18 protein-coding genes and 1 pseudogene are annotated in these 21224 nt (G+C 52.0%); 5 read left to right on the top strand and 14 right to left on the bottom strand.

The genetic code is table 11. The annotated features are described in order from the left end of the window. Window positions 1-2 precede the first annotated feature (2 nt). On the bottom strand, window positions 3-1352 hold the full coding sequence (locus tag L3556_RS03520) for a pentapeptide repeat-containing protein (RefSeq protein WP_277865929.1): 1350 nt from the start codon (window positions 1350-1352) through the stop codon (window positions 3-5). A 51-nt stretch (window positions 1353-1403) separates the two neighbouring features. Next, complete coding sequence (gene argJ, locus L3556_RS03515) at window positions 1404-2663, bottom strand: bifunctional glutamate N-acetyltransferase/amino-acid acetyltransferase ArgJ (protein WP_277865928.1); 1260 nt, start codon at window positions 2661-2663, stop codon at window positions 1404-1406. A 160-nt stretch (window positions 2664-2823) separates the two neighbouring features. On the opposite strand from argJ, the gene thiO reads away from it, so the two are divergent. Then, window positions 2824-3957: a glycine oxidase ThiO gene (thiO, locus tag L3556_RS03510; protein WP_277865927.1), complete on the top strand. Its 1134-nt coding sequence runs from the start codon at window positions 2824-2826 to the stop codon at window positions 3955-3957. Between the two features lie 5 nt (window positions 3958-3962). On the opposite strand, the gene L3556_RS03505 is transcribed toward thiO, so the two are convergent. Both L3556_RS03505 and L3556_RS03500 read right to left on the bottom strand, forming a co-directional pair. Further along, on the bottom strand, window positions 3963-4490 hold the full coding sequence (locus L3556_RS03505; protein WP_277865926.1) for a cytochrome C: 528 nt from the start codon (window positions 4488-4490) through the stop codon (window positions 3963-3965). 23 nt (window positions 4491-4513) lie between these two features. Beyond that, window positions 4514-4894, bottom strand: a complete 381-nt coding sequence (locus L3556_RS03500) for a DUF4346 domain-containing protein (protein ID WP_277867589.1) — start codon at window positions 4892-4894, stop codon at window positions 4514-4516. 186 nt (window positions 4895-5080) lie between these two features. Here L3556_RS03500 and L3556_RS03495 point away from each other — a divergent pair, with 186 nt between their 5' ends. Beyond that, window positions 5081-5713: a response regulator gene (locus tag L3556_RS03495; RefSeq protein ID WP_277865925.1), complete on the top strand. Its 633-nt coding sequence runs from the start codon at window positions 5081-5083 to the stop codon at window positions 5711-5713. 94 nt (window positions 5714-5807) lie between these two features. Here the strand turns inward: L3556_RS03495 and L3556_RS03490 are convergent, their stop codons facing one another. Continuing rightward, window positions 5808-6005 carry a DUF2949 domain-containing protein gene (locus L3556_RS03490; RefSeq protein WP_277865924.1) on the bottom strand — a complete coding sequence of 66 codons (198 nt, stop codon included), beginning with the start codon at window positions 6003-6005 and terminating at the stop codon, window positions 5808-5810. Window positions 6006-6197: 192 nt separating this feature from the next. Here L3556_RS03490 and mrdA point away from each other — a divergent pair, with 192 nt between their 5' ends. Together mrdA and L3556_RS03480 are read left to right on the top strand one after the other, a co-directional pair. Further along, the gene (gene mrdA / locus L3556_RS03485; RefSeq protein WP_277865923.1) at window positions 6198-7973 is read left to right on the top strand and encodes a penicillin-binding protein 2; all 1776 of its coding nucleotides are present in this window, start codon (window positions 6198-6200) and stop codon (window positions 7971-7973) included. Continuing rightward, window positions 7973-9226: a cation:proton antiporter gene (locus tag L3556_RS03480; protein ID WP_277865922.1), complete on the top strand. Its 1254-nt coding sequence runs from the start codon at window positions 7973-7975 to the stop codon at window positions 9224-9226. Before mrdA ends, L3556_RS03480 begins: the two co-directional genes overlap by 1 nt. Before the next feature lie 52 nt (window positions 9227-9278). Here the strand turns inward: L3556_RS03480 and L3556_RS03475 are convergent, their stop codons facing one another. The 7 genes and pseudogenes from L3556_RS03475 to L3556_RS03445 all read right to left on the bottom strand — a co-directional run bounded on the left by L3556_RS03475 (window position 9279) and on the right by L3556_RS03445 (window position 17725). Further along, window positions 9279-11261, bottom strand: a complete 1983-nt coding sequence (locus L3556_RS03475; RefSeq protein WP_277865921.1) for a flotillin family protein — start codon at window positions 11259-11261, stop codon at window positions 9279-9281. A 125-nt stretch (window positions 11262-11386) separates the two neighbouring features. After that, a pseudogene (locus L3556_RS03470) lies at window positions 11387-11620 on the bottom strand (DUF433 domain-containing protein). Between the two features lie 92 nt (window positions 11621-11712). After that, entirely contained in the window at window positions 11713-12048 is a 336-nt protein-coding gene (locus L3556_RS03465) for a XisI protein (protein WP_277865920.1), read from the bottom strand. Then, complete coding sequence (locus L3556_RS03460; protein ID WP_277867588.1) at window positions 12018-12452, bottom strand: element excision factor XisH family protein; 435 nt, start codon at window positions 12450-12452, stop codon at window positions 12018-12020. Before L3556_RS03460 ends, L3556_RS03465 begins: the two co-directional genes overlap by 31 nt. Before the next feature lie 124 nt (window positions 12453-12576). Next, window positions 12577-14604 (bottom strand): ribonuclease catalytic domain-containing protein, encoded by a 2028-nt coding sequence (locus L3556_RS03455; RefSeq protein WP_277865919.1) that lies wholly within the window; start codon window positions 14602-14604, stop codon window positions 12577-12579. A gap of 51 nt (window positions 14605-14655) precedes the next feature. Next, the gene (locus L3556_RS03450) at window positions 14656-15873 is read right to left on the bottom strand and encodes a class I SAM-dependent methyltransferase (protein ID WP_277865918.1); all 1218 of its coding nucleotides are present in this window, start codon (window positions 15871-15873) and stop codon (window positions 14656-14658) included. A 13-nt stretch (window positions 15874-15886) separates the two neighbouring features. Beyond that, window positions 15887-17725, bottom strand: a complete 1839-nt coding sequence (locus tag L3556_RS03445) for a proline--tRNA ligase (protein WP_277865917.1) — start codon at window positions 17723-17725, stop codon at window positions 15887-15889. Window positions 17726-17960: 235 nt separating this feature from the next. Here L3556_RS03445 and L3556_RS03440 point away from each other — a divergent pair, with 235 nt between their 5' ends. Next, window positions 17961-18716, top strand: a complete 756-nt coding sequence (locus L3556_RS03440) for a response regulator transcription factor (protein ID WP_277865916.1) — start codon at window positions 17961-17963, stop codon at window positions 18714-18716. Between the two features lie 46 nt (window positions 18717-18762). Here the strand turns inward: L3556_RS03440 and L3556_RS03435 are convergent, their stop codons facing one another. Both L3556_RS03435 and L3556_RS03430 read right to left on the bottom strand, forming a co-directional pair. Beyond that, a complete protein-coding gene (locus L3556_RS03435; RefSeq protein WP_277865915.1) occupies window positions 18763-19968 on the bottom strand; it encodes a SpoIID/LytB domain-containing protein in 1206 nt (401 codons plus the stop codon). Between the two features lie 381 nt (window positions 19969-20349). Next, window positions 20350-21126, bottom strand: coding sequence for an LmeA family phospholipid-binding protein (locus L3556_RS03430; RefSeq protein ID WP_277865914.1), 777 nt, complete (start codon window positions 21124-21126; stop codon window positions 20350-20352). Window positions 21127-21224: the final 98 nt, after the last annotated feature.

Raw genomic sequence — 21224 nt, 5'->3', positions numbered from 1 at the left:
GGCTAACCTCGGCGACGGCCATCGGGCATAATGGTTCCCCGCAGATCTACCTCACTCAGATTCGCCCCACTCATATCTGCTGCGGTTAAATTCACCCGCGTTAAATCCGCCCTAGACAAATTAGACCCCGATAGATTTGCATCCCCTAAATCTGCTCCCCCTAAATTCACACCACTGAGATCCACCGTTCCCATTAAACTACCGCTAAGGGTAACTCGACTCAAGGTGGCACCGCTCAGGGTGGCTCGGCTTAAATTAGCTTCGCTCAAGGTAGCTCGACTTAAATTGACCCCAATCAATCGGGCCCGACTCAGGTTGGCCTCCACTAAATCGGCCCGACTAAAATTAGCCTCCGTTAGCTCCACTTCCCGGAGATTGGCCCCACTCAAGTTTGCTCCTCGCAGGGTGACACCACTTAGCACTAAGCCACTTAAGTTGGCACTGCGGAGATCCGCTTGGCTTAAATCGGCCCCATCCAGCAGGGCCCCGTTGAGATTCGCCCCTTGCAAATTGGTGCCCCGCAGGTTTGTGCCCACCAGTTTCGCCCGACTCAGGTTTGCACCCCGCAGATTGGCCCCACTCAGGTCGGCCCGACTCAAATTGGTATCCGTTAAATTGGCCCCACTCAGGTTTGCCCCCCCCAGATTCACTTCACACAGTTCTAGGGAAGACAGATCCGCTTGGGCCAGTTCTGCCCCACTTAAATTGGCCTTGGTTAAATTCGCTTGGGCTAGGGTGACCTCGGTGAGATCGACGCGGCTGAGATCCGCTCCGGTAAAGTTTGCGCCAGATAGATTGGCCCGTGTGAGATTGGCCCCACTCAGGTTTGCTCCCGTGAGATTGGCATTGCTCACATCCGCTTCAATCAGATCAACACGGGCTAAAATTGCCTGAATCAATTCGCTGCCATGGAGGTTAGCTCCCTGTAGGTTCGCCCCTCGCAAATTGACCCCATTTAAGCCCAGTCCCCGGAGATCCGCTTCCGCCAGATCCACCCGGCTTAAATCCGCCCCCTGAAGATTGGCTCCCCGCAGGGTAGTTTCCCCTAATTCTGAACGGCTCAGGTTGGCTCGGGTGAGATTGGCCCAACTCAGATCTGTACGACCCAGATTGACTCCCCCTAAATTGGCATCCACGAGGTCTGCTTTGATCAGGGTTGCATTGACGACTTCGGCTCCGCTGAGATTGGCTCCTGTCAGTTTAGCCCCACTCAAGTTAACCCATTCCAAGTCGGCCCGCGCTAGGTTGACTCCCCGCAGATCTGCATTGATCAATTCGGCATTACTTAGGCTAGCCCGATTAAAGTCCCGTTCACCGGCGGCATAACGCTTGAGTAACTCCTGGGCATTCATATCGTTTGTGACCCACGCCAGTGTTTACATTTTTCCTAGTTTGGCACATTTTTAGGTGGTGTATTCGGCATTGATTTTGACATATTCGTAACTTAGATCGCAGCCCCAGGCGATTCCCTGGCCACCCCCCTGACCAATACTAATCTGAATGACGACGGGATGGGAAACGGACTGGCCTGATTCGGACTGATTTGCCCGTTGGGCCTGTTGAACCAAGTAGGCATTGGCGGCGGCACGATCAAAGTTGAGGGGTTGCCCCTGCTCCATCATCAGAATATCTCCCAGTTGGATGCTTAAGTTATTTTGATCAAAATAGACTCCGGCGCGTCCCACGGCGGCAGCAATCCTTCCCCAGTTGGGATCACGGCCAAAAACAGCGGACTTGAATAACATGGAACCGGCTACTGTGCGGGCAATTTCCCGAGCAGAGGCATCATCATTGGCTCCCTGCACTTGGATTTCCAGTAGGCAGGTGGCTCCTTCTCCATCCCGGGCAATGGATTTGGCTAAGTACATACAAACGTCCGTTAGCATGGCTTCCAAACGCTCGGCAATGGGCCCCGGGTCGATAATGGCTGGAGTGCGAGATTGTCCATTGGCCAGGGCCAATAGGGTATCGTTGGTGCTGGTATCACCATCCACCGTAATTTGATTAAAGCTGCGATCGCTGGCCCGACTGACCATTTCTTGCCAGAGGTGGGGGGAGACGGCGGCATCACAGGTAACAAAGGCTAGCATGGTGGCCATATTGGGGTGAATCATCCCTGACCCTTTGGCAATGCCACCAATCCGAATCGGATGGCCATCAAAGTCTGCTTCGAGGGCGATCGCCTTGGGCACTAAATCCGTGGTCATAATGGCTTGGGCTGCTGCGTCAGAGCCGCTGTCCGTTAATTGATCGATGAGTGTTGGTAGGGCCGTGCGAATTTTATCGAGGGGAATGGGTTTACCAATGACTCCGGTGGAGGCGACAAACACCGACTCGGGTGGCAGATTGAGAGCATCCCCCACCAACTGGGCCTGATCTAGAACCGTTGTCCAGCCCTGGGCACCGGTGGCCGCATTGGCCTGGCCGGCATTACAGAGAATGGCCTGGGCATTGGCCTTGGCCTGTAAACGTTCGCGGCAGTACTGTACTGGGGCGGCACAAACATGGCTGGTGGTAAAAACCCCGGCGGCGATCGCGGGGACATCGGAGACAATCAAGGCTAAGTCGGGTAGTCCAGAGGGCTTTAAGCCAGCGCGTATCCCGGCGGCCCGATACCCCTTGGGCGCAGTAATACCACCGGAGATTTTCTGCCAGTCTGCCATTGACCTAATCCTTGATCAATCTAGAAACTTAGAAAGTATATCAGTAAAATTTTAGATGGGGGAGGATGTTAACGATTTTTATATAATTTGATTTTTAGATAATTTAGTTTGCCGTAAGTTTGCTGGTTAATGCGTCCTATCTCAGTCCCTACGTCTGCTTATGTCCCCTAGTCAACGTCATCACGATCATCACGATGTTTTAATTATTGGCGGTGGAACCATGGGGTTGGCCATTGCCATTGAACTGGCCTTGGCAGGGGCCCATCCCACGGTACTCAGTCGTAATTTTCAAGAGGCTGCCCTCCATGCCGCCGCCGGAATGTTAGCACCCCAGGCAGAAGATTTACCCCCAGGGCCACTCTTAGACCTGTGTTGCCAAAGTCGCGATCGCTACCCAACCTGGATCACCAAATTAGAACAGTTAACGGGTCTAGATGCTGGCTATTGGCCCTGTGGGATTTTAGCTCCCGTCCTGAAACAATCATCCCACCAAGTCTCTCCTACCCTTGAGTCCCCTATCCTTGAGCCAGCCCTTGAGTCGGGAAGTCGTTGGTTAGATCGTGCCGCTCTCGATCATCAGCAGCCAGGTTTGGGAGAGACAGTGGAGGGGGCCTGGTGGTTTCCCGCCGATGGCCAGGTGGATAATCGGGCCCTGGCCCAAGTGTTACGCACTGCGGTCACAACCTTAGGGATTCCTTTAATTGAAGGGATTGAGGTGCAGGGATGGCAGACAACCCAGGGACGAGTAGAGTCTGTGCTGACCAATCAAGGCACTTGGGCGGGCGATCGCTATGTCCTTGCAACCGGAGCTTGGAGCCAAAACCTTTTACCCATCCCCGTCACCCCCCGCAAGGGACAAATGTTAGCCTTACAGACCCCGGGCGATCGCCCCCTGCCCTTTTCCCAGGTCATCTATGGGGATCAAATTTATCTAGTACCACGGCGATCGGGGAAGATCATTGTTGGCGCAACCAGTGAAACCGTTGGCTTTAAACCGGGCAATACCGTAGAAGGGATCCATGCTCTCCTAGCTAAAGCATTAACCCTATACCCCGGCCTAGCGGATTTTGAACTGATGGATACCTGGTGGGGCTACCGACCAGCTACCCCGGATGAAGGGCCGATCCTAGGAGAGAGTCCTTGGCAGAATCTTTACCTGGCCACAGGCCATTATCGCAATGGCATTCTTTTAGCACCAATCACTGCCCACGTCATCACCGATTTACTCCTAGGGAACCATCGGCATCCGCTCCTAGGGGCCTTTTCCTATGGACGATTTAGGGAGACCATTTAGGGAAACTAGGGAGACTCTTGCCATTCCGGTGTCAGTTGACGAAAATTATAGGCCGCTGCCTGGGGATGGCAACTAACACAGCCCCCTAGGTTAATGGGGTCGGGAAGGTCTACCCGGGGATGGAGAATCCGAAAAAAGCGCGATCGCCCCACCCGAAAGGGCGTTTGTTCACCCGGTCGTAATTCCCGGGAGTAGGTGCGTAGGTAGTTCCAAACCGGCGTGAGTTCAATGCGGGGAATGGGTTCTAATCGCGCTCCGTAGTGATTTGTATCTTGAATTAAAATTCGCCAAGATTCCGTGGGTAACGTTTCCGGTGGCACACCAATATGACAGCCACCACAATGTTTCAGATAAAGCTCGGCTCCTAGCTGGGCATTAATGGGCAGGACATCCACGGTTCCGGAAAAGTTAGGGGAGGCGGTCAAGCCAGCCAATCCCCAACCCACGCCACTACACAGCAGTATGAGTGTTAGGAACGTCCCCCAGAGCGATCGCCCCTTAGTCCCTAGCCATTTCAACCCCAACCGTGCCATAGTTCCCCTTTAATCCTGAATATTTAATCCTGAATATAGTCCCAACCCAAATCTAGACATAGTTCGGCCCGCATTAGCTCCCGCCCCAAATAGGCTGCATGGTCGAGCATCGTTACAGGGCTAGGGGTAGATGACTCAAATAGGGTGATACAAAGTTCCTTGGCCGTGCGCCCGCTGACGACGAAGGAGGGTTGACGCTCAACTTTACCACGAGTGGGAATGGGACGACCGGTGTCCGGATCAGCCGCCAAACCCTTCTCATTAATAACGTTGGTATAATGCTTAACGTAAATCAGTTCTTGGTCAGGATCCAAATAAATAATAAAGTATCCCCCCGGATCCAGGTGAATAAAGCGTTGAGAGAGTTTATTGTTTAGGGCTGTGCGATCCACTTGGCTCAAAATCAAGTCGTCCTTATTTCCATGCTTTTCCCTATTTTAGGGATTGTTAGGGATATTTCTGCACCGGAGATCGCCCCCTTAGCCCATCTTAGCCCAGGCAAACTGTTAGTGGTGAACAACTCCGAAGCGTAAAAACTGAGATTCTAGGGTACTGTCCTTACCGTAATTTGTGAATGAAAGATTTCCGGCATGGCTAAAACTGTCCTCATGACCCAATCTGTACAACGCCAGGGAGAGATTTGGCATAGTATCCTCACCTCCCAAGGGTTTACGGTGATTTGGGAAGGGAATGATGCCGATCTAGTTCATGTTTTAGGCCAGATGCAAGCAGCGGGCCTCACCCTCCCCGACTTAATTTTGATTGATATGGGCATGGCGATCACCAATCCCTACCGTTTTTGCCAATTAGCCCAGCAAGATTTTCCGGGGTTAACGATTGTGATTACGGTGGGGGAAGAACGAGCCATCACCAGTGCAGAACGACGCTGGGCCATTCGCCAAGGGGCAGCGGATCTGTTGCCCGGCATTCAACAAAGTACCCTAGTTGCCAGTGTCGTCTCCCACTTGACGCGGATTATGGAACTTCTCAATGCCCTTCCCCTGCAACAAGATGCCCTAATGGCGGCCCTGAGTCATCTAACCGTGAATCGTCAAGAAGCCCCCGCAGATGTTCCCACCCCTATACCACCTCCCCCCAGCCTCCCCCAACCTACCCATGGAAAGTATCGGGGCACAGATGTATCAACGGAACAACCTACAGCCTTGCCTAAACCTGAAGATGACGGTCAACCCCGCCGGCGCTACCGTGGCTCTAGCTACTAGAATATCGACTTTCTATTCTGGCTCTTTTAGGAAAGTGAGAAGTATTAAGTTTTATAAAAATCCCATTCCGAAGATTAATCTTGCCTAGTCTTATTTAGAGGTGGCTTGCTTCCATCCAGTCAAAAATCCGATCTAGTTGTTCCAGACTGACTAAGCCATACTGCCACAGGACAATTGGCAAGAGATTCACCTTTTCTTCACAATGCTTCAGTCCAAAGGTGATGGCGGCATTGGGCAGGGCCAAATCCCGTTGCAGAAATTCAATTAGACGTGTCCAGCGTGGTGTTTGCATAATCCATTAATTACCACATTGATTTAGACTATAGCTAGAATTCTGAGAATCTGCAATGTTTTGTTACATTTATCCCAGAAAGTTATTCATTTTCTAGAGCTATGATGTCCATGGTGGGCCAATTCCCCAAGAATCGTAATCCCCCGATAGAACGAGTTTGTCCTCACCGGATCGTATGGCGTACCTTAAATTATGACAATGCTGAAAACGCGCTCTACTGGCTTTCAGGCCTACTTTCGCACCGTTGGTAAAGAGGGGCGGGGTATTGTTCTCCTAGTTATTGTCAGCCTGCTATTGGTGGCAGGGATGGGCAGTCGCTTGGCCTATCTACAAATTGTCGAAGGGCAGCGCAATCGCCAGTTGGCCGATGAAAACCGCATCCGGTTAATCCCAAAACCACCGGAGCGGGGTAAGATACTCGATCGCAAGGGGCGGGTTCTTGCGGGCAATAGCTTTTCCTATTCGGTCTTTGTTTGGCCCATGGCGGCGAAAAAGTCTAACTGGCCGCGTACCCTAGAGCTATTAGCCCAAATCCTAAAGGTTCCTGAAGAAGAAATCAACCATCGGGTACAACAGGCCGGTGTCAACTCTCCATCCCTGATCCGGGTTGCCCAGGGGATTTCCCAGGCTCAAATTGTTGCCCTAGAAGAGCATCGGGCCGAACTAGAAGGGATTGAGATCGATCGGGAAGCCATGAGACTGTATCCCCATGGCGAGATTGCTGCCCATATCCTCGGTTATATTGGCGAACTCAATGCGGAAGAATTAGAGGAACGTCGAGATCAGGGGTATCGCCTCGGTGATGTCATTGGCCAGATGGGGGTTGAAGCCAGCTACGAGGAAACTCTGCGGGGCACCTGGGGGGGGCAACAGGTGGAAGTGGACGGCGAAGGTAAGGTCATCCGCATCCTTGGCCAAAAAATTGCTCGCCCTGGGAATGATATTACCCTCAGTATTGATCTGGATGTTCAGCGGGCAGCGGAGGCGGCCCTAGGAAATCGTACCGGTGCCATTGTTGCCATGGATCCTGAAGATGGCAGTATTTTAGCCCTGGTCAGCCGCCCAGCCTTTGATCCCAATTGGTTTGCTCGGCGAATGAGCGAAAGCCAATGGCAGGAACTTCAGCGACGGCAGAATCCCTTTGTTAATCGCGCTCTCCAAGGGTTTCCCCCCGCCAGTACCTATAAAATTGTCACCGCTACGGCGGGCCTAGAGTCAGAGTACTTTGGCCCGGATTCCGTCCTCATGACCTATTCAGCCCTCAATACCGGTGGCTTTGCCTTTCATGACTGGAATCGAGCCGGGTTTGGCTCCTTGGGCTTTGCCGGAGCCCTAGCCTGGAGTAGCAATACATTTTTTGGTCAGGTGGCCCGGCGCATTGGCCCAGAAAGCTTGATTGATTGGTCGCGTCGCTATGGTATGGGCGAAAAAACAGGCATTGATCTGCCTGGGGAAGCCGCTGGTTTTATCCCCACCCCGGAGTGGAAAGAAGAGGTGTTTGGGGAAGGGTGGTATGATGGTGATTCGTTGATCACATCCATTGGCCAAGGAGCATTACAGGTGTCGCCCTTGCAAGCGGCGGTGATGTTTGCCGTGCCGGCCAATAATGGCTATCGAGTGCGGCCCCACTTAATTCGTTCAACGGAAAATCCAGACAAGTGGCGGCAATCCTTGAATTTGCAGCCGTCTACGGTGTCTGTTCTCCGCCAAGGCCTACGGCAAGTGGTAACGGGGGGAACTGGAGCCGCCTTAAATGTGCCCAATATTGCGATCGCGGGCAAAAGTGGAACGGGGGAAGATCCACCTCGTCCCCATCACACCTGGTTTGGTGGGTACGCACCAGCGGATAAGCCGGAAATTGTGGTGGTGGCCTTCGCGGAAAATTCTGGGGGTGGGGGTGGCTCTGTGGGCGGGCCCATGGTCTTGAATGTGATTCAGGCCTATGTTAAGCACAATTCATCTAAATAATGAATCTAAATATTGAGCAAATTGAGTTCTTCCTCTTTGTGGCGGCGATCGCCGCAATGGTGGCACGGTTAATTAATATTCCCTATACGGTAGCGTTAGTTCTGGCGGGAATTGCCCTCTCCTTTATTCCCTTCTCGAATCAGGTGGAGTTATCCAAGGAACTGATTTTTGTTATTTTCATACCGGCTCTTGTTTTTGAAGCGGCGTTTTACATTCGCTGGAAAGAGTTAAAGAAAGATTTTTTAGTGGTTTTCAGTTTAGCCACGGTGGGGGTGCTTTTATCCGCTGCCATAACCGCCACGGGAATGCACTACTTTGTGGGTTGGGAATGGCCCATTGCCCTGGTCTTTGGTGTACTGATTGCGGCAACGGATCCAGTGTCCGTCATTGCCACCTTTAAGGAAACTGGGGTACAAGGGCGACTGCGACTTTTAGTTGAAGCAGAAAGCCTATTTAATGACAGCACGGCGGCAGTGGGCTTTGGGGTGGCGATCGCCCTGGCCATGGGACAGGCGATTACAGTCTCTAGCACCATTAATTTTCTGGCAATTTCTGTGGGGGGAGGCATTCTCTGTGGTGTAGCCGTCGCCGGTAGCCTGTTACTGTTAGCTGGGCAAACCGAAGATCCCCTAGTGGAAATCACCTTTACCACCGTGGCGGCCTATGGTTCATTCCTATTGGCAGAGCATTTTCATTGCTCTGGGGTATTGGCAACGGTGACAGCGGGATTAATGATTGGGAACCTAGGATCCCTGGGATCAATTTCCGATCAGGGGCGACTCTCGGTTGAGTCGTTTTGGGAATATGCGGCCTTTGTCGCCAACTCGTTGATTTTTATCCTGATTGGCATCCGTGAATCCCATGAAAATTTTGGTTTATTACTACTGCCGATCTCCATTGCCATTCTCTTGGTTTTGCTGGGGCGGGCCGTTGCCATTTATCCCCTATGTAACCTATTTTTCCTTTCGCCATTGCGGGTGAAACTGACCCACCAACATGCCCTGTTTTGGGGTGGTTTACGGGGAGCCTTGTCCCTGGCTTTGGCCCTAGGGTTGCCCCCGACGCTACCCCATCGATCGGAGATTATTACAGTGACGTTTGGGGTGGTCGCTTTCTCGGTGTTTGTGCAAGGCCTGACGATGAAGCCCATGCTCAATGCCATGGGAGAGATTCCAGCAGTGAGTTTTCGCCAAGCCAGTCAAGTTGACCAGAATAATATCTCTTCGGGAAATGATATTCCCCAAGAACGGTGATCTCCCTTGAGTCCATCTAAGGAATTGATCCCCATCACTCCTGCCTAGGGAATTAAGCAGAGTGATCCGGAGAATCTGAAGAAACGGCTTCTCCTTTCTGTTCCAGGGAGTCCATCGGTGGTGTCAGTGATGACTGTAGATGGGGAGATTCTAGATTGGGGGAATGGTTGGTGAGCAAGGTTTTGACTTGACCAAGGAGTTCCCCCAGTTTTCCCTCCTCAAAGAGGGCATTAATCAGGGTTAAGCCACTGGTGGATAAGAGCAATTTATTAATATCCTGGGCTGCGCTACCGCCATTTGCCCCTGGGAATGAATAGATCTTGGCATCGCCAATCACGCCGGGTTGGGGAGCTAGGGCCTGCAAGACTTCCGGTAACTGCTCTGAAAGTTGGGGCCACAGGGTAATAATCACATGGGCAATGAGATTAGCATTACTAATCACATTTTTTGCGGCGGTAACGGCTTCAATCCCTTCCGCTTCAGCCAGGGCCCTATCTCGCTCCGCATTGGCCAGGGTACGAATGGCTTCTGCTTCTAGTTCCGCCGCTTGTTGGGCAATTTCCGCTTGGCGACGGCGGCGGAAAACATCCAGTTCAATCACGTTTTGATCCAGTACCCGTTTTTCTTCCGCTTCCTGCTGGGCGGCAATGACGGCAAGGTTTTTCTGGCGATCGGCTTTTTCGACCTCAATGGCAGTGGTTACGGCCGATTCGGCCCGGGCCCGCTCTGCTTCGGCAATTAAACTCTCTTTTTTCTTGGTGGCAACGGCGATCGCCATATCTTCTTGGGCCAGGCGGGCCAGGCGTTCAGATTCGGCAATAGCAACCTGGGCATGGAGCCGATTGGATTCCACCTGTTGTTGACGGGTGATTTCCACAATTTCCGCCTCCTGTTGTTGCAGGGTTTTGGCGACCTTCAGTTCCTTGCTGCGGGTTTCCAGTTGAATATCCACCTCAATTTGTTTTTGCTGAATCGCCAGTTGTTTACCAATTTCCTCTTCTTCCACAGATTGGGACTGGAGGAGCTTGGTGCGCTGGGTCATGGCAGACTCCGTGGCCTTGGCTTCCTCAATTTCCCGTTCCCGGAGGGCCTTTGTGGCTTCAATTTGTAGCTGTTGATCCAACTGGGCCGATTCTTTTTCCTGTTCAATTTGCAGCGATCGCTTGCGGGCATCCAGTTCTTTTTGCTCGATCGCCACCTGGGTCGAGAGTTCTACTTCCCGCTTTTGTTGAATGGAGCGTTGAATGGTTTCCGTGCGCAGGCGTACCCCCTGGGCATCAAAGAAGTTATTTTCATCGTAGGTATCACTTTCCTGAACCTCGGAAATGGCAATATTGTTCAGGGTCAGGCCGACTTTTTGCAGATCCTGCTGCACCAGATTCAAGACCTCCTGGGCAAATCCCAGCTTATCGGAGTCAATTTCCGCCAGGGATTTATGCTTAGCCGCTGCCCGAATAGCATCATCGGCCCGTTTTTCCAGGGCATTTTTAATATCATCGGGGGTAATCCGATTGTTTTGGGACAGACGCGCCGCCGCAGTCAGTACATCGTCTTCCGTGGCATTAATACAGACATAGAATGTCACCCGCATATCCGCCCGCAGGTAATCCTGGGTGCGTACAGCTAACTTACCGGTGCGCTCCACATCAATGGAAATTTCCCGCAGCGGGACGCGGGTGAGTTCATGGAATCCGGGTAAGGCTACACAGCCACCATTGAGGATCACCATTTTCTTTTTGACAAATACTCCTCCCGTGCGGACAAAGGCTTCGTTGTTGGGGGTAATGACATAGACCCTTGTATAGGCCCAGACACTTAGAAGGAGCAAAATGACTAAGCCAGCAATTAATCCGGGAAAGAAGAGCAGGCCAGCGGGATTAGTGAAGGCAATGGGGGCTGTTGGTGGAGTGGCGATTCCCAGGCTAGTAGATATTGATGAACTAGGTGATGTAGATGGAGGTGTAGAGGTAGACCGTTGAGAAGGTAACGCAGGGGCCGGTAGGGCCTGGAGAAAGGTCAACCAATACAACATCATTTCAGCCCTATTAAATTCCACCTCAATATTTTAGCGGTTGAGGAGCATGGCACGTTGTCCTAGTGAGAATGTGACCGCAAGCCAATTGGCGAGGGCGGGTGGCAATTGAGCATCAATCCACAGTTTCATGCCGTAAGCCGAGTGAAATCAGTCCGTCGAGCTGCGAATAAAAGGCAGGCTTGAATGTCAGCAGCATTGAGATCAGGGAAGTCTTCTAATATCTCAGACACAGATACATTCTCTGCCAACATTTCTAAAATATCGCTTACTCAAATCCGCATACCACGAATACAAGGTCTGTCTCCACATTGTCCAGGAGTTTGGGTAATCCGACTCAGTAAATCTGGAAATGAACTCATGGGTTTCTCCTGAGAATAACAGGCATTCATCATCCCTGTGGCTATTTAGCCGATCAGATATCCTCTAAATGCTGATCTAAGGTCCATCAAAGCTAAGCTACGGCATAACCATCAAATTGACGCTTAAAGGGAGAGTGAAAACCGATGACAATATCGGTAGCAGATACGCCTTTTTCTATTAACATCTGAGCGATGGACAGTTCTGTGCCATTATATTGAATCCAGATTTTGCCGTCTTTAATATCGAAGTGTAAAATAATACCAAAAATACGCCTTTGATCTTCCCAGCCAATGTAAGCGAGTTGGTAATGATCATTTTCTGCATCACAGATAATACTTGGCTCAACTTCCTGAGAATGGTTATAGGGATGGGCTTGCTCGGTTAAAATGTCACGAATCAATTTTCGGTAGTGCTGAATTTTATCCACTGCTGAATCTCCTCTTGGATAGGATTATAAACAATTAGGTTGATTTGATATTTTTTGATCGATGACTGAATGAATGGAATTTGAAAAAATTCGGTGTAGGTATCTATTGGGATTGCTAAGTATAAAATTCGTTGTGGATCCTTGAGTTCTAATGCCTGTAGATAGTTGAGATATTGCCCTAGGGCACCATGGAATTCGCTGATATCTGAGTCAGAAATAAAGCTTTTAATTTCAACAGCAATTTTCTCTTGATCCCGCTGGGCTGCAATAGTACTCTCCGCACCCAAGTCTATCTGCACTTTAATTGCCTCACTGATTTTGACGGAGTAAGGATCGTGGGTGATTGTCCAGCCATCTTTGATCAAGGCTGTCTTAACTTGATTATGAAATAAATCCCTAACCATCGCCACTTACTTCCGTGGCTAGGGGATCCAGTAGGGTATGCTCAATATAGGTTGCCAGGTCAATGCTATCGAGATTCTTAGGACTCATGAATTAATTATTCTGTGGAAGTTTATAGTAAAGCATTCAGGGTGAGATCGCTTCGGCGGTGGCGGGAGTTTCCCGGACTTCTTCCAGCCAAATTTGATCGGTACGGGGATCCACACGGCTGACACGCACCTCCAGGGATTCCCCCAATATCGGGGTTCGTTGAAATCGCATGGCTAATTCTACCCCCAGATCTTCTAACAGGATTAAGCCTAGGGCATCATCGGGGCGCAACCAGCGAAGAAGAATACCCCGCCATACTTCGTTACGGTGACGGCGGAGGAATTCCAGGCACCAATACCGAGTGGTTTGCCGCTCGACTAAAATGGACTCCTGCACTGATGCCACCAGACCCAGCAGAATTTCCCCTAGGTCTTGGGGGGTAAAGGGGGGGGCTTCACCGCGCAAATGGGCCTTAATCTGCATGTGGGCCAATAGATCACTATAGCGGCGGATGGGGGAGGTGACTTGGCAGTAGGCTGCTAATCCTAAGCTGGCGTGGGGGGTTGGATTGGTTCCCATCTCACTGCGGGGCATACAGCGACGAATGGCCGAATCCCTCACCAGTCCCGGCGGTAATAGCATTAACTCCTGCTCCGGGGGCAGTTCGGGCTGGGATTGGGAACGGAAGGGCAGGGGAACACCGTGATCGGTACCAAAGCGGGCAGCGACTTCCCCGGTTAAAATCATCATTTCCGCTACCAGTTCCCGGGCGGGAGAATCATTGAGGGGCAATATCTGCACCTGATCACCATTGACTTTGATACTGGCTTCGGGAATATTGATCTGGATCGCTCCCTGGCCGTGTCGCCATTGGTTGCGAATTTGGCCCCATTGGGCGATCGCCAACAATTCCGCTTCCGCTTGTACGGCTAATTCCAGCATCATGTCCACGTCTTCGTAGCTGAGGCGATAGGTGGGACGGATCAAACTTGGGCAAATGGTGTACTCGCTTACTGCGCCGTTGGCCTCTAGGATTACGCCAAAACTAAGGGCGCAGCAGGTGGCCCCTTCCACCAAACTCATTGGGCCCGTGGCTAACTCGGAGGGAAACATGGGAATCATGCCCGTGGGTAAATAAACTGTGGTGGCGCGGCGGCGGGCTTCTTGATCCAGAATATCCCCTGGATCGAGCCAACGACTGGGATCGGCAATATGGATCCACAGGCGTTCCCGGCCTTCGGGCAAGGATTCAATACTCAAGCCATCATCAATTTCTTGGGTGCCCTCGTCATCAATGGTGTAGACCTTCAAATGGGTCAGATCACGGCGATGGGCCGCATCAAAATCGGGGGGTGGATTCAGGAGGCATTGTTGGGCCACGTCTACAACCTTTTGCGGAAAACTGGTTTGAATTTGACTACGGCGAAGAAAGAGATTCTCGTGTTCACTCCATAGTTGCAAATCTACCAGAAGTTGAAAAGCTGAACCTTGACCGGAGGGACGGCCTAACTGTTGAAGAAGGTCATTGGCTCCAGAAAGTTGGGGGGTTAACTCTAGGGCCGCTGCATAGCGTTCTAGAAGATCCAGGCGGCGGCGATCGCTGGGGGCCCAGTCTACGTTTTCGCCCTGGAGGGCCTGGGTGATTCGCTCCTGAAAGGCCGCTTCTTCCTCTTGACGCAGGCGTTCTTTTTCGCTCTGGTGCTTGAGTTCGGTGACTTGGGCGGGGGAGCGGGCTTCGTAGACCTCCCCCTTTTGTTTGAAATAAAGTTTATCTTCCGCTAATAGGCAATGGGCAGCATAGCAATAGTTGGGTAAGGTTTCGCTGAAAAGAACTAGAGCCAGATCCGTGGCGGTAATGGGGCGGCGTTCCTCTGCAATAATTTCCCAGGCAATTTCTAGGCTGTCTGGCTCCACCAGAGGAGTCACGTCTGCGATAAAGGCGGCAATGTCTTGGGGCCGGTAAGGGTTGCCGTTAACCACGTAGGTTACTTGGCGGGGATGGACGGTGTGGGATTGCTGATTTTGATCAATGAGAATCCAATGCTTTTTCCCTTCAGGGCGATCGAATACGCCTAAACGTCGCTGATTTTGCAGCCGGAATTCAACTAAGGTACCTTTTTCCACGACTCCTACTGGGGCCAAGTTTTCCAGACAATTGTACCCCAGAGGCTTCAATTAATGGGGTTTCAGGAGAATGAGTTCCTGGTTCAAGAGCGATCGCACAGCGGTTAAATCCAGGGAACTGGGGGGATGGCCAGGTTTTTCATTTAACTGCCCAAGGATGTCTGCTACGGTATGTTCGCCGGTGGCCATTTTTAGAAACGCCTGATCGCGATCGCCCAAGTGGATCACCTCGTACTGGGCATTAAATACACAGGCGGCGGGCCAACCATCAATACAGGGGTGGCGAAGGGGCCGGGCCGCCAACAAATCGGTATCCTCCTGCCAGTGGTATTGGGGGCGGGGTGGGCGGGCCAGGAAAAACTCGTAGTGGGTGATCGTATCCGGATCCAGGAGTTCAATCAGGCGATATTGGTCAACTTGGCTTAGGGTTTGGGCCTGGGCTAAAAGCTGGGGATTTTTTGCCAGGAGTCGCTCCAGTTGCCACACCTTGGGGTTAGAAAAGCCGACAAACTCCAAGCCTGAGGCGGCAATCAACTGAAATAAACTGGGAATGGTGTAATCAATTTCCTGGGGATGGACATACATATCGGCAAAACATTCATCCCGTTGATTTTCCAGGCCCCAGCGTTCCTGATCCCGCTGTTTAATCCGGTTCGTGGCAGGCAAAAGATCAAAGAGAGCCCGGCCCGTGGCCACACCCTGGCGATAATCCCGGAGCTGATCTCTCTGATTTTGGAGTAGGGCGATCGCCTGCTGCATCAACTTAATTTCCCAGCGGCCCAATTCCCCATAGACAAAAATATGAATCAAGCCACCGGGGGCAAGAACCTGGGCCAGGGAACGGATACCCTCCTCTGGATCGGGGAGATGGTGCAGCACACCGACAGAATTAATGAAATCAAAGGACTGGCCCAACTGGGCCACCTCGGTGAGGCTGAGATGGTGAAAGGTGACATTCTCGGCCCGCGATCGCCGACACCGCTCCTGGGCAACCCCTAGGGCCCCTTCGCTCAGATCGATTGCCGTAATCCGGGCCTCTGGATTCAGGTGGGCCAGGTATTCGGTTCCCACCCCTGTACCACACCCCGCATCCAAGATGTTCACATCCAAACGGGGCGGATAGGCTCCGGTGCAAAAGCCATAGGCACTGGGCCAGGACCATCGCCAATTGTAGCCAGGGGGTGGCTCGTCCAGCAGTGGTTCCGGCGGAAAGGGGTAGGTGTTATAGAGTTGGCGCACCGCATCACTAATCTGACTAGGGGAGGGCATGGTGGTTCTTCTCCTACCTAGGAAGCTCTAGGGGGTAAGCTGGATGGGCAATATCTAGGGTGGCACTCACCCAGGATTTAATCTCCCCAGTCACATCAGCAACCGGAATCAACTGAGATCGCCCCGTGGATCGCTCCACCACTTCCACCTTTCCTTCCCCTAGGGAGCGGCCGGTGACAATGCGATAGGGAATGCCAATGAGGTCTGCATCCTTGAATTTAACCCCCGCCCGTTCGTCGCGATCGTCGAGGAGGGTGTCAATGCCCGCCGCCCACAGTTGCTCATAAAGCTGATGGGCGATCGCCACCTGGGATTCATCATTCAAGTTGGGAATGACAATGATCACCTTATAGGGGGCAATTCCTAGGGGCCAGATAATACCGTTTTTATCGTGGTTTTGCTCCACCGCTGCCTGGGCTAGCCGGGACACGCCAATGCCATAACAGCCCATTACCAGGGGATGCTCTTCCCCCGCCTCACTGGTATAGGTGGCCCCCAAGGCTTGGGAATACTTGGTGCCCAGTTGAAAAATATGCCCAATTTCAATCCCCCGGGCCGACCGGAGGGTCTGTTCAGGATCATGGCAGGCGCGATCGCCCCCTTGGGCAAGGCGAATATCCACCACCCGCTTAGGCTTGGCACAGGCTTTCCCCCAACTGAGGCCGACGCGATGGTAGCCCGCCTGATTGGCTCCCGTAATAAAATGCTTCAAATCCACCACTGTTTGATCCGCCAGCCGTAAAAATGCCGGGGAGATCGCCGCGTTCAGGGCAATGTAATCATCGGCGAGATCGGGGCCAATAGAACCCAGGGGAATGGGCTTGGCGGCCCAGTCAGTTGCATTGGCATCGGCAACGGTGAGAGCCAACACTTTTTCGGCCCCATAGTCTGGTGCTAAACGACTGAGTTCATTGTGGAGTTTGACGGTGTTGATCTCCTGATCGCCGCGAATACTCACCAAAACTAAAACAATCGTGCCATTGTCGTAAATCGCCCGATAGAGCACATTTTTAATAATTTGGCTGGGATCACAATTCAAGCAAGCCACTAAGTCGGCAATGGTGGTTGCGTCTGGGGTTTCCACCGTGGCGGATTTCTTTGTGGTACTAGGAACGGCTGGAGGGGGTTGGGATATAGCTTTTTCCGCATTGGCGGCATACTGGCCATCCTCGGTATAGAGGACTTCATCTTCCCCCGCATCGGCTAGCACCATAAACTCATGGGAACCGGAGCCACCGATCGCCCCGGAATCCGCTTCCACCGCCCGAAAGGTCAACCCACAGCGGACTAGAATCCGTGAATAGGTTTCATACATGACGGCGTAGGTTTCCTTAAGGCTCTCCTGATCCCGATGGAAGGAGTAGCCATCCTTCATAATGAACTCTCGTCCCCGCATCAAACCAAACCGCGGCCGAATTTCATCCCGGAATTTTGTTTGGATTTGGTAGAGATGGAGGGGTAATTGCCGATAGGAGCGAATTAATTCCTTAGCAATGGTCGTAATCACTTCTTCGTGGGTGGGTCCTAAACCCAGTTGCCGCTCCTGGCGATCGCCAAGGGCAAACATAATCCCTTCCGCCTGGGTGTAGGTATCCCAGCGACCCGATTCTTGCCAAAGCTCCGCCGGTTGTAGTTGGGGCAACAAACATTCCATGGCACCGGAGCGATTCATTTCTTCCCGGACAATTTGACTGGCATTCTGCAACACCCGCCACATCAGGGGTAGGTAAGCATAAATACCACTGGCAACCCGGCGGATATACCCCCCCCGCACCAGTAACTTATGGCTGGGAATTTCTGCTTCGGCAGGATCATCCCGCAGGGTGACAAAAAGCATCTGGGACAGACGCATAGGCAATTAAACCACGGATAATATAGACAGAACCTCTATTTTATCCTAGCCAGACCCGGCGATCGCCTTGGCCATTTCCCGACTCGTTTTGAGTATGGGTTTTGAGAAGTATTTTGAGACCTATGCTGAACGGGTTGATCTTTTTGTCTTAACAGTTACTAAATGGTCGAGATAAATTTGCTAGATTAGCTTCCATCTCTAAAATGTAGTGACGATTACCACGGGGGCATGAACCTTGCAGACCTCGGTACATATTGAGATCGTAGAAGGCAATCCCCATTTGCGATCGCTACTGGGCTGGCATCTTCAGCAGGCAGGGCATGTGGTTCACTTGGCCGGCGGCTGTCAACAGGCCCAGGAAGTGTTTCAACTTCGTCATCCTGATTTAGTGATTTTGGACTCGGATCTGCCCGATGGGAATGGCCTCGAACTCTGTCGTTGGCTGAAGCGGCAGCAGGAACTTTTGGTGTTTATGCTATCTGCCCGAGCGACGGAGGTGGATATTGTCACCGGTTTGCGGGCCGGGGCCGATGATTATTTAACGAAACCCTTTGGTATGCAGGAGTTTCTAGCCCGTATCGATTGCCTGAGTCGTCGCAGTCGTCCCCTATTACCGGCATACCTGAACTGTGGGGATATGCAAATTGATTTGGTGCAACGCCGTCTGTTGGTACGGGATAGTCCCGTGGATCTAACCCCCCAGGAATTTAGTCTGCTCTATGTCTTAGCTCAGGCAGGGGGCAATCCCTTGAGTCGCCAGGAATTGCTCAACCGGGCCTGGCCCGATAATATCGACAATCCCCGTACCGTGGACACCCATATTTTAGCTCTCAGGAAAAAAATAGAGGTAGATCCCCAACAACCCCGCCTGGTTCAAACGGTGCGGAATGTGGGCTATCGTCTCAACCTTGAACCCCTCAACGTCAGTCACCACCATCAAATGACGACAGCAGTGGCCAAGCATTCCCGCCCGGCCCGAGCGGTTTTATAGCTGACATCTAGCATTTAATATTTACTACGAGCTAGAGTTATGGGAGCTAGTAGCCCAGGGATGAAAGTTGTACTCCCTGGTAATAATGCCGCAATATCTGATCGTAGCTGTAGCCCTGATTCGCCAGAGCCAAGGCTCCCCACTGACTCATGCCTAATCCGTGGCCATGGCCGCGGCCAATGATTTGGAAGGCAACGGGAGTCGGCGATCGCTGCTGACTATCTGCCATCAGACCCAGTTCGGGATTGACCATCAGCAGGGTACTTCGCAGGCCTAAGACCCGCCGTAATTCTGCCCCCGTAATCGTGCGGCTACCGGCATCCCCCACCACCTGCATGGAAATGATCCGGCCGTTGGGCGTGGTTTGGGCGGGGCGCAGGGCCAAAATATTGCCAATTCCAGGAATTCGTTGACGCATCTGGGCCGCCGTAAAGCGCACCGTCCACTGATAATTGGGGGCCGCCTGATCAAAATCGGGAACCGCCCGGAGGTAGGGCACAGCACCACTCCACACATGCTCGGAATTTTCGGTATGGCCCCCTGCGGAGGCATGGAAGACGGATTCAATGATTTGGCCATGGTGGGTGAGAACTTGGCCACGGGTCGCAGCAACGGCAGCTAGGGTGCTGGGGGCCTCGCTACTGACACCGGGATACACCTGATGGGTGACTGTGGCCCCAACGTCATAGAGGGTGTTGCCTCGCCGTAGTTCGCGATCGCGGCGAAATAGGACAAAGGATCGAGAGGCGACGGCTTGGGCCTTTAGGGCCTCTTGGGGCCAGGACACATACATTTCTTTGCCAACGACACTGGGTAGATAATCTTCGAGGTGAACATAGTTAATGGCCGCCAATCCTCGGCTGGTACTCACCAATTGCACCCGACCCCGATACCAGCGATCGCCAATTTGGACATAGCCGCCATCATCCGGTTGTAGCCATACCCGTGGACTCCGAACTCCACCAACCTGAATTTGTCCGCCACTGAGGGTTGCCGTTAGCCCCTGTCGCGCCCCTAGGGTGGAGACCACTTGACCGGAATGATCCCGGAGTCGGGCTGAAGTGGAACTACCAACCCGCACCTGCCGCGCCGCTTCCACAATGGCAACCCGTAACTCTACGGCTAGGGCGGGCAATTGCCAAATCAAGGCTAACCAGAACAGTAAGCCCACACCGAAACTAGAGAATGCCGTTTTGGGACGAACATTCAAATTCTTAAAGTTGAGTTGAGTAATCCACAGGATTCGCAGCACAAGACACTCCTCATATTCCTAAAACACAATACTCTTAAAACAACTCTTAAAATACAATCGGCACAGGGACATTTAGAGCCTAATTGTTACAGTTCAACTACCTTGATCTACAATTGATTGATGTCTATCCTTTCCCTATTTTTAACTGTTTCCCCTATTCTTACTATTTCCTAGTCTATAGATTCTAAGTCTATGGGCATTAGTGTACAACCCATGGGTTCCCAGAAATATGCAAATCATTGGCTTAGAAATTCTTTTATGTTTTGACTTTACCTGTATGTACTTGTATGCCTTGACTGTATCTGGTTCAAGATGTTTCACGTTTTTACAATATCTTACTTCTCCTCACCTTACGTTTCTCTCCATCCCTAGGACATTACTTCAGGATAAATGGGCTTCAGGATCAATAGCGATCGCCCCCTGACAGGCTAATCCATCGGGCTGGATGGAAAGGGTTTCTAAGTTCACTCCGGGCCCCAGATCAATGGCAATATTACGGGGCGGTAAATCCATTTCTAACCAAGTAAAGTCTTGAAAACAAAGGGTATGGGCATTTTCCAGGGTTAAGCCACTGCGAAAGGTCAGGGAACGGGGGCCATTTTCCGCCGTTTGCAACCCAAATACACCGCTGACCTCCCCATGGCCTAGACTCAATTCTGCCTCCTGAACACCATACTGTTCGAGGCCCATGCCCGATGCCCGCCGATCCTGTACCTCTAAAATCCGCAGTAGATCTGTCAGGGCTGACCGCATTAAATCTGACCCCAGGGAGGCCTGCAAGTCTGTGGCATTGAGGAATAGCTGGGCCTGGACGTAAACCTCTTCCAAGAGTTGGAGCGGCTTCCCTCGCACCACTTGACCTAAATTGACGCGGATATTTTGCCCCTGTAACTCTAAATGGCTCAGGTGGAGGCCCTGATAAATTACCTGTTTTGCCTTAACCTGCACTAGGGGCAAATAACCTGAAAGTAATTGGCGATCGCCGGCTCCTAGGGTAATATCCAGTTCGGCGGCCCCTTCCACTTGGGATAATAGCCACCAGCGTAGGGCTGGCGTTAACACCCGCTGCATCCATCGACTCCGCCGAGCGGACTGATCGAGGGCAAATTCTGTTTCCAGGGGCAGGGTTTCTGGGGTGGGTGGGAGGGGAGCAATCATAATTGTAAAGAAAATTAACAGGTCTAATTGTTTAAGATACCCTAATTGAGGCTTGTGGAAGGGGAGGCTGTGGCCAGATGATCAACATACCTGCTCCG

Origin of the sequence: Candidatus Synechococcus calcipolaris G9 (assembly GCF_029582805.1) — a bacterium.
Classification (GTDB): Bacteria; Cyanobacteriota; Cyanobacteriia; order Thermosynechococcales; family Thermosynechococcaceae; genus Synechococcus_F; species Synechococcus_F calcipolaris.
The sequence above is the reverse complement of the archived record's forward strand: the minus strand, read 5'-3'. Positions and strand labels throughout refer to the sequence as shown.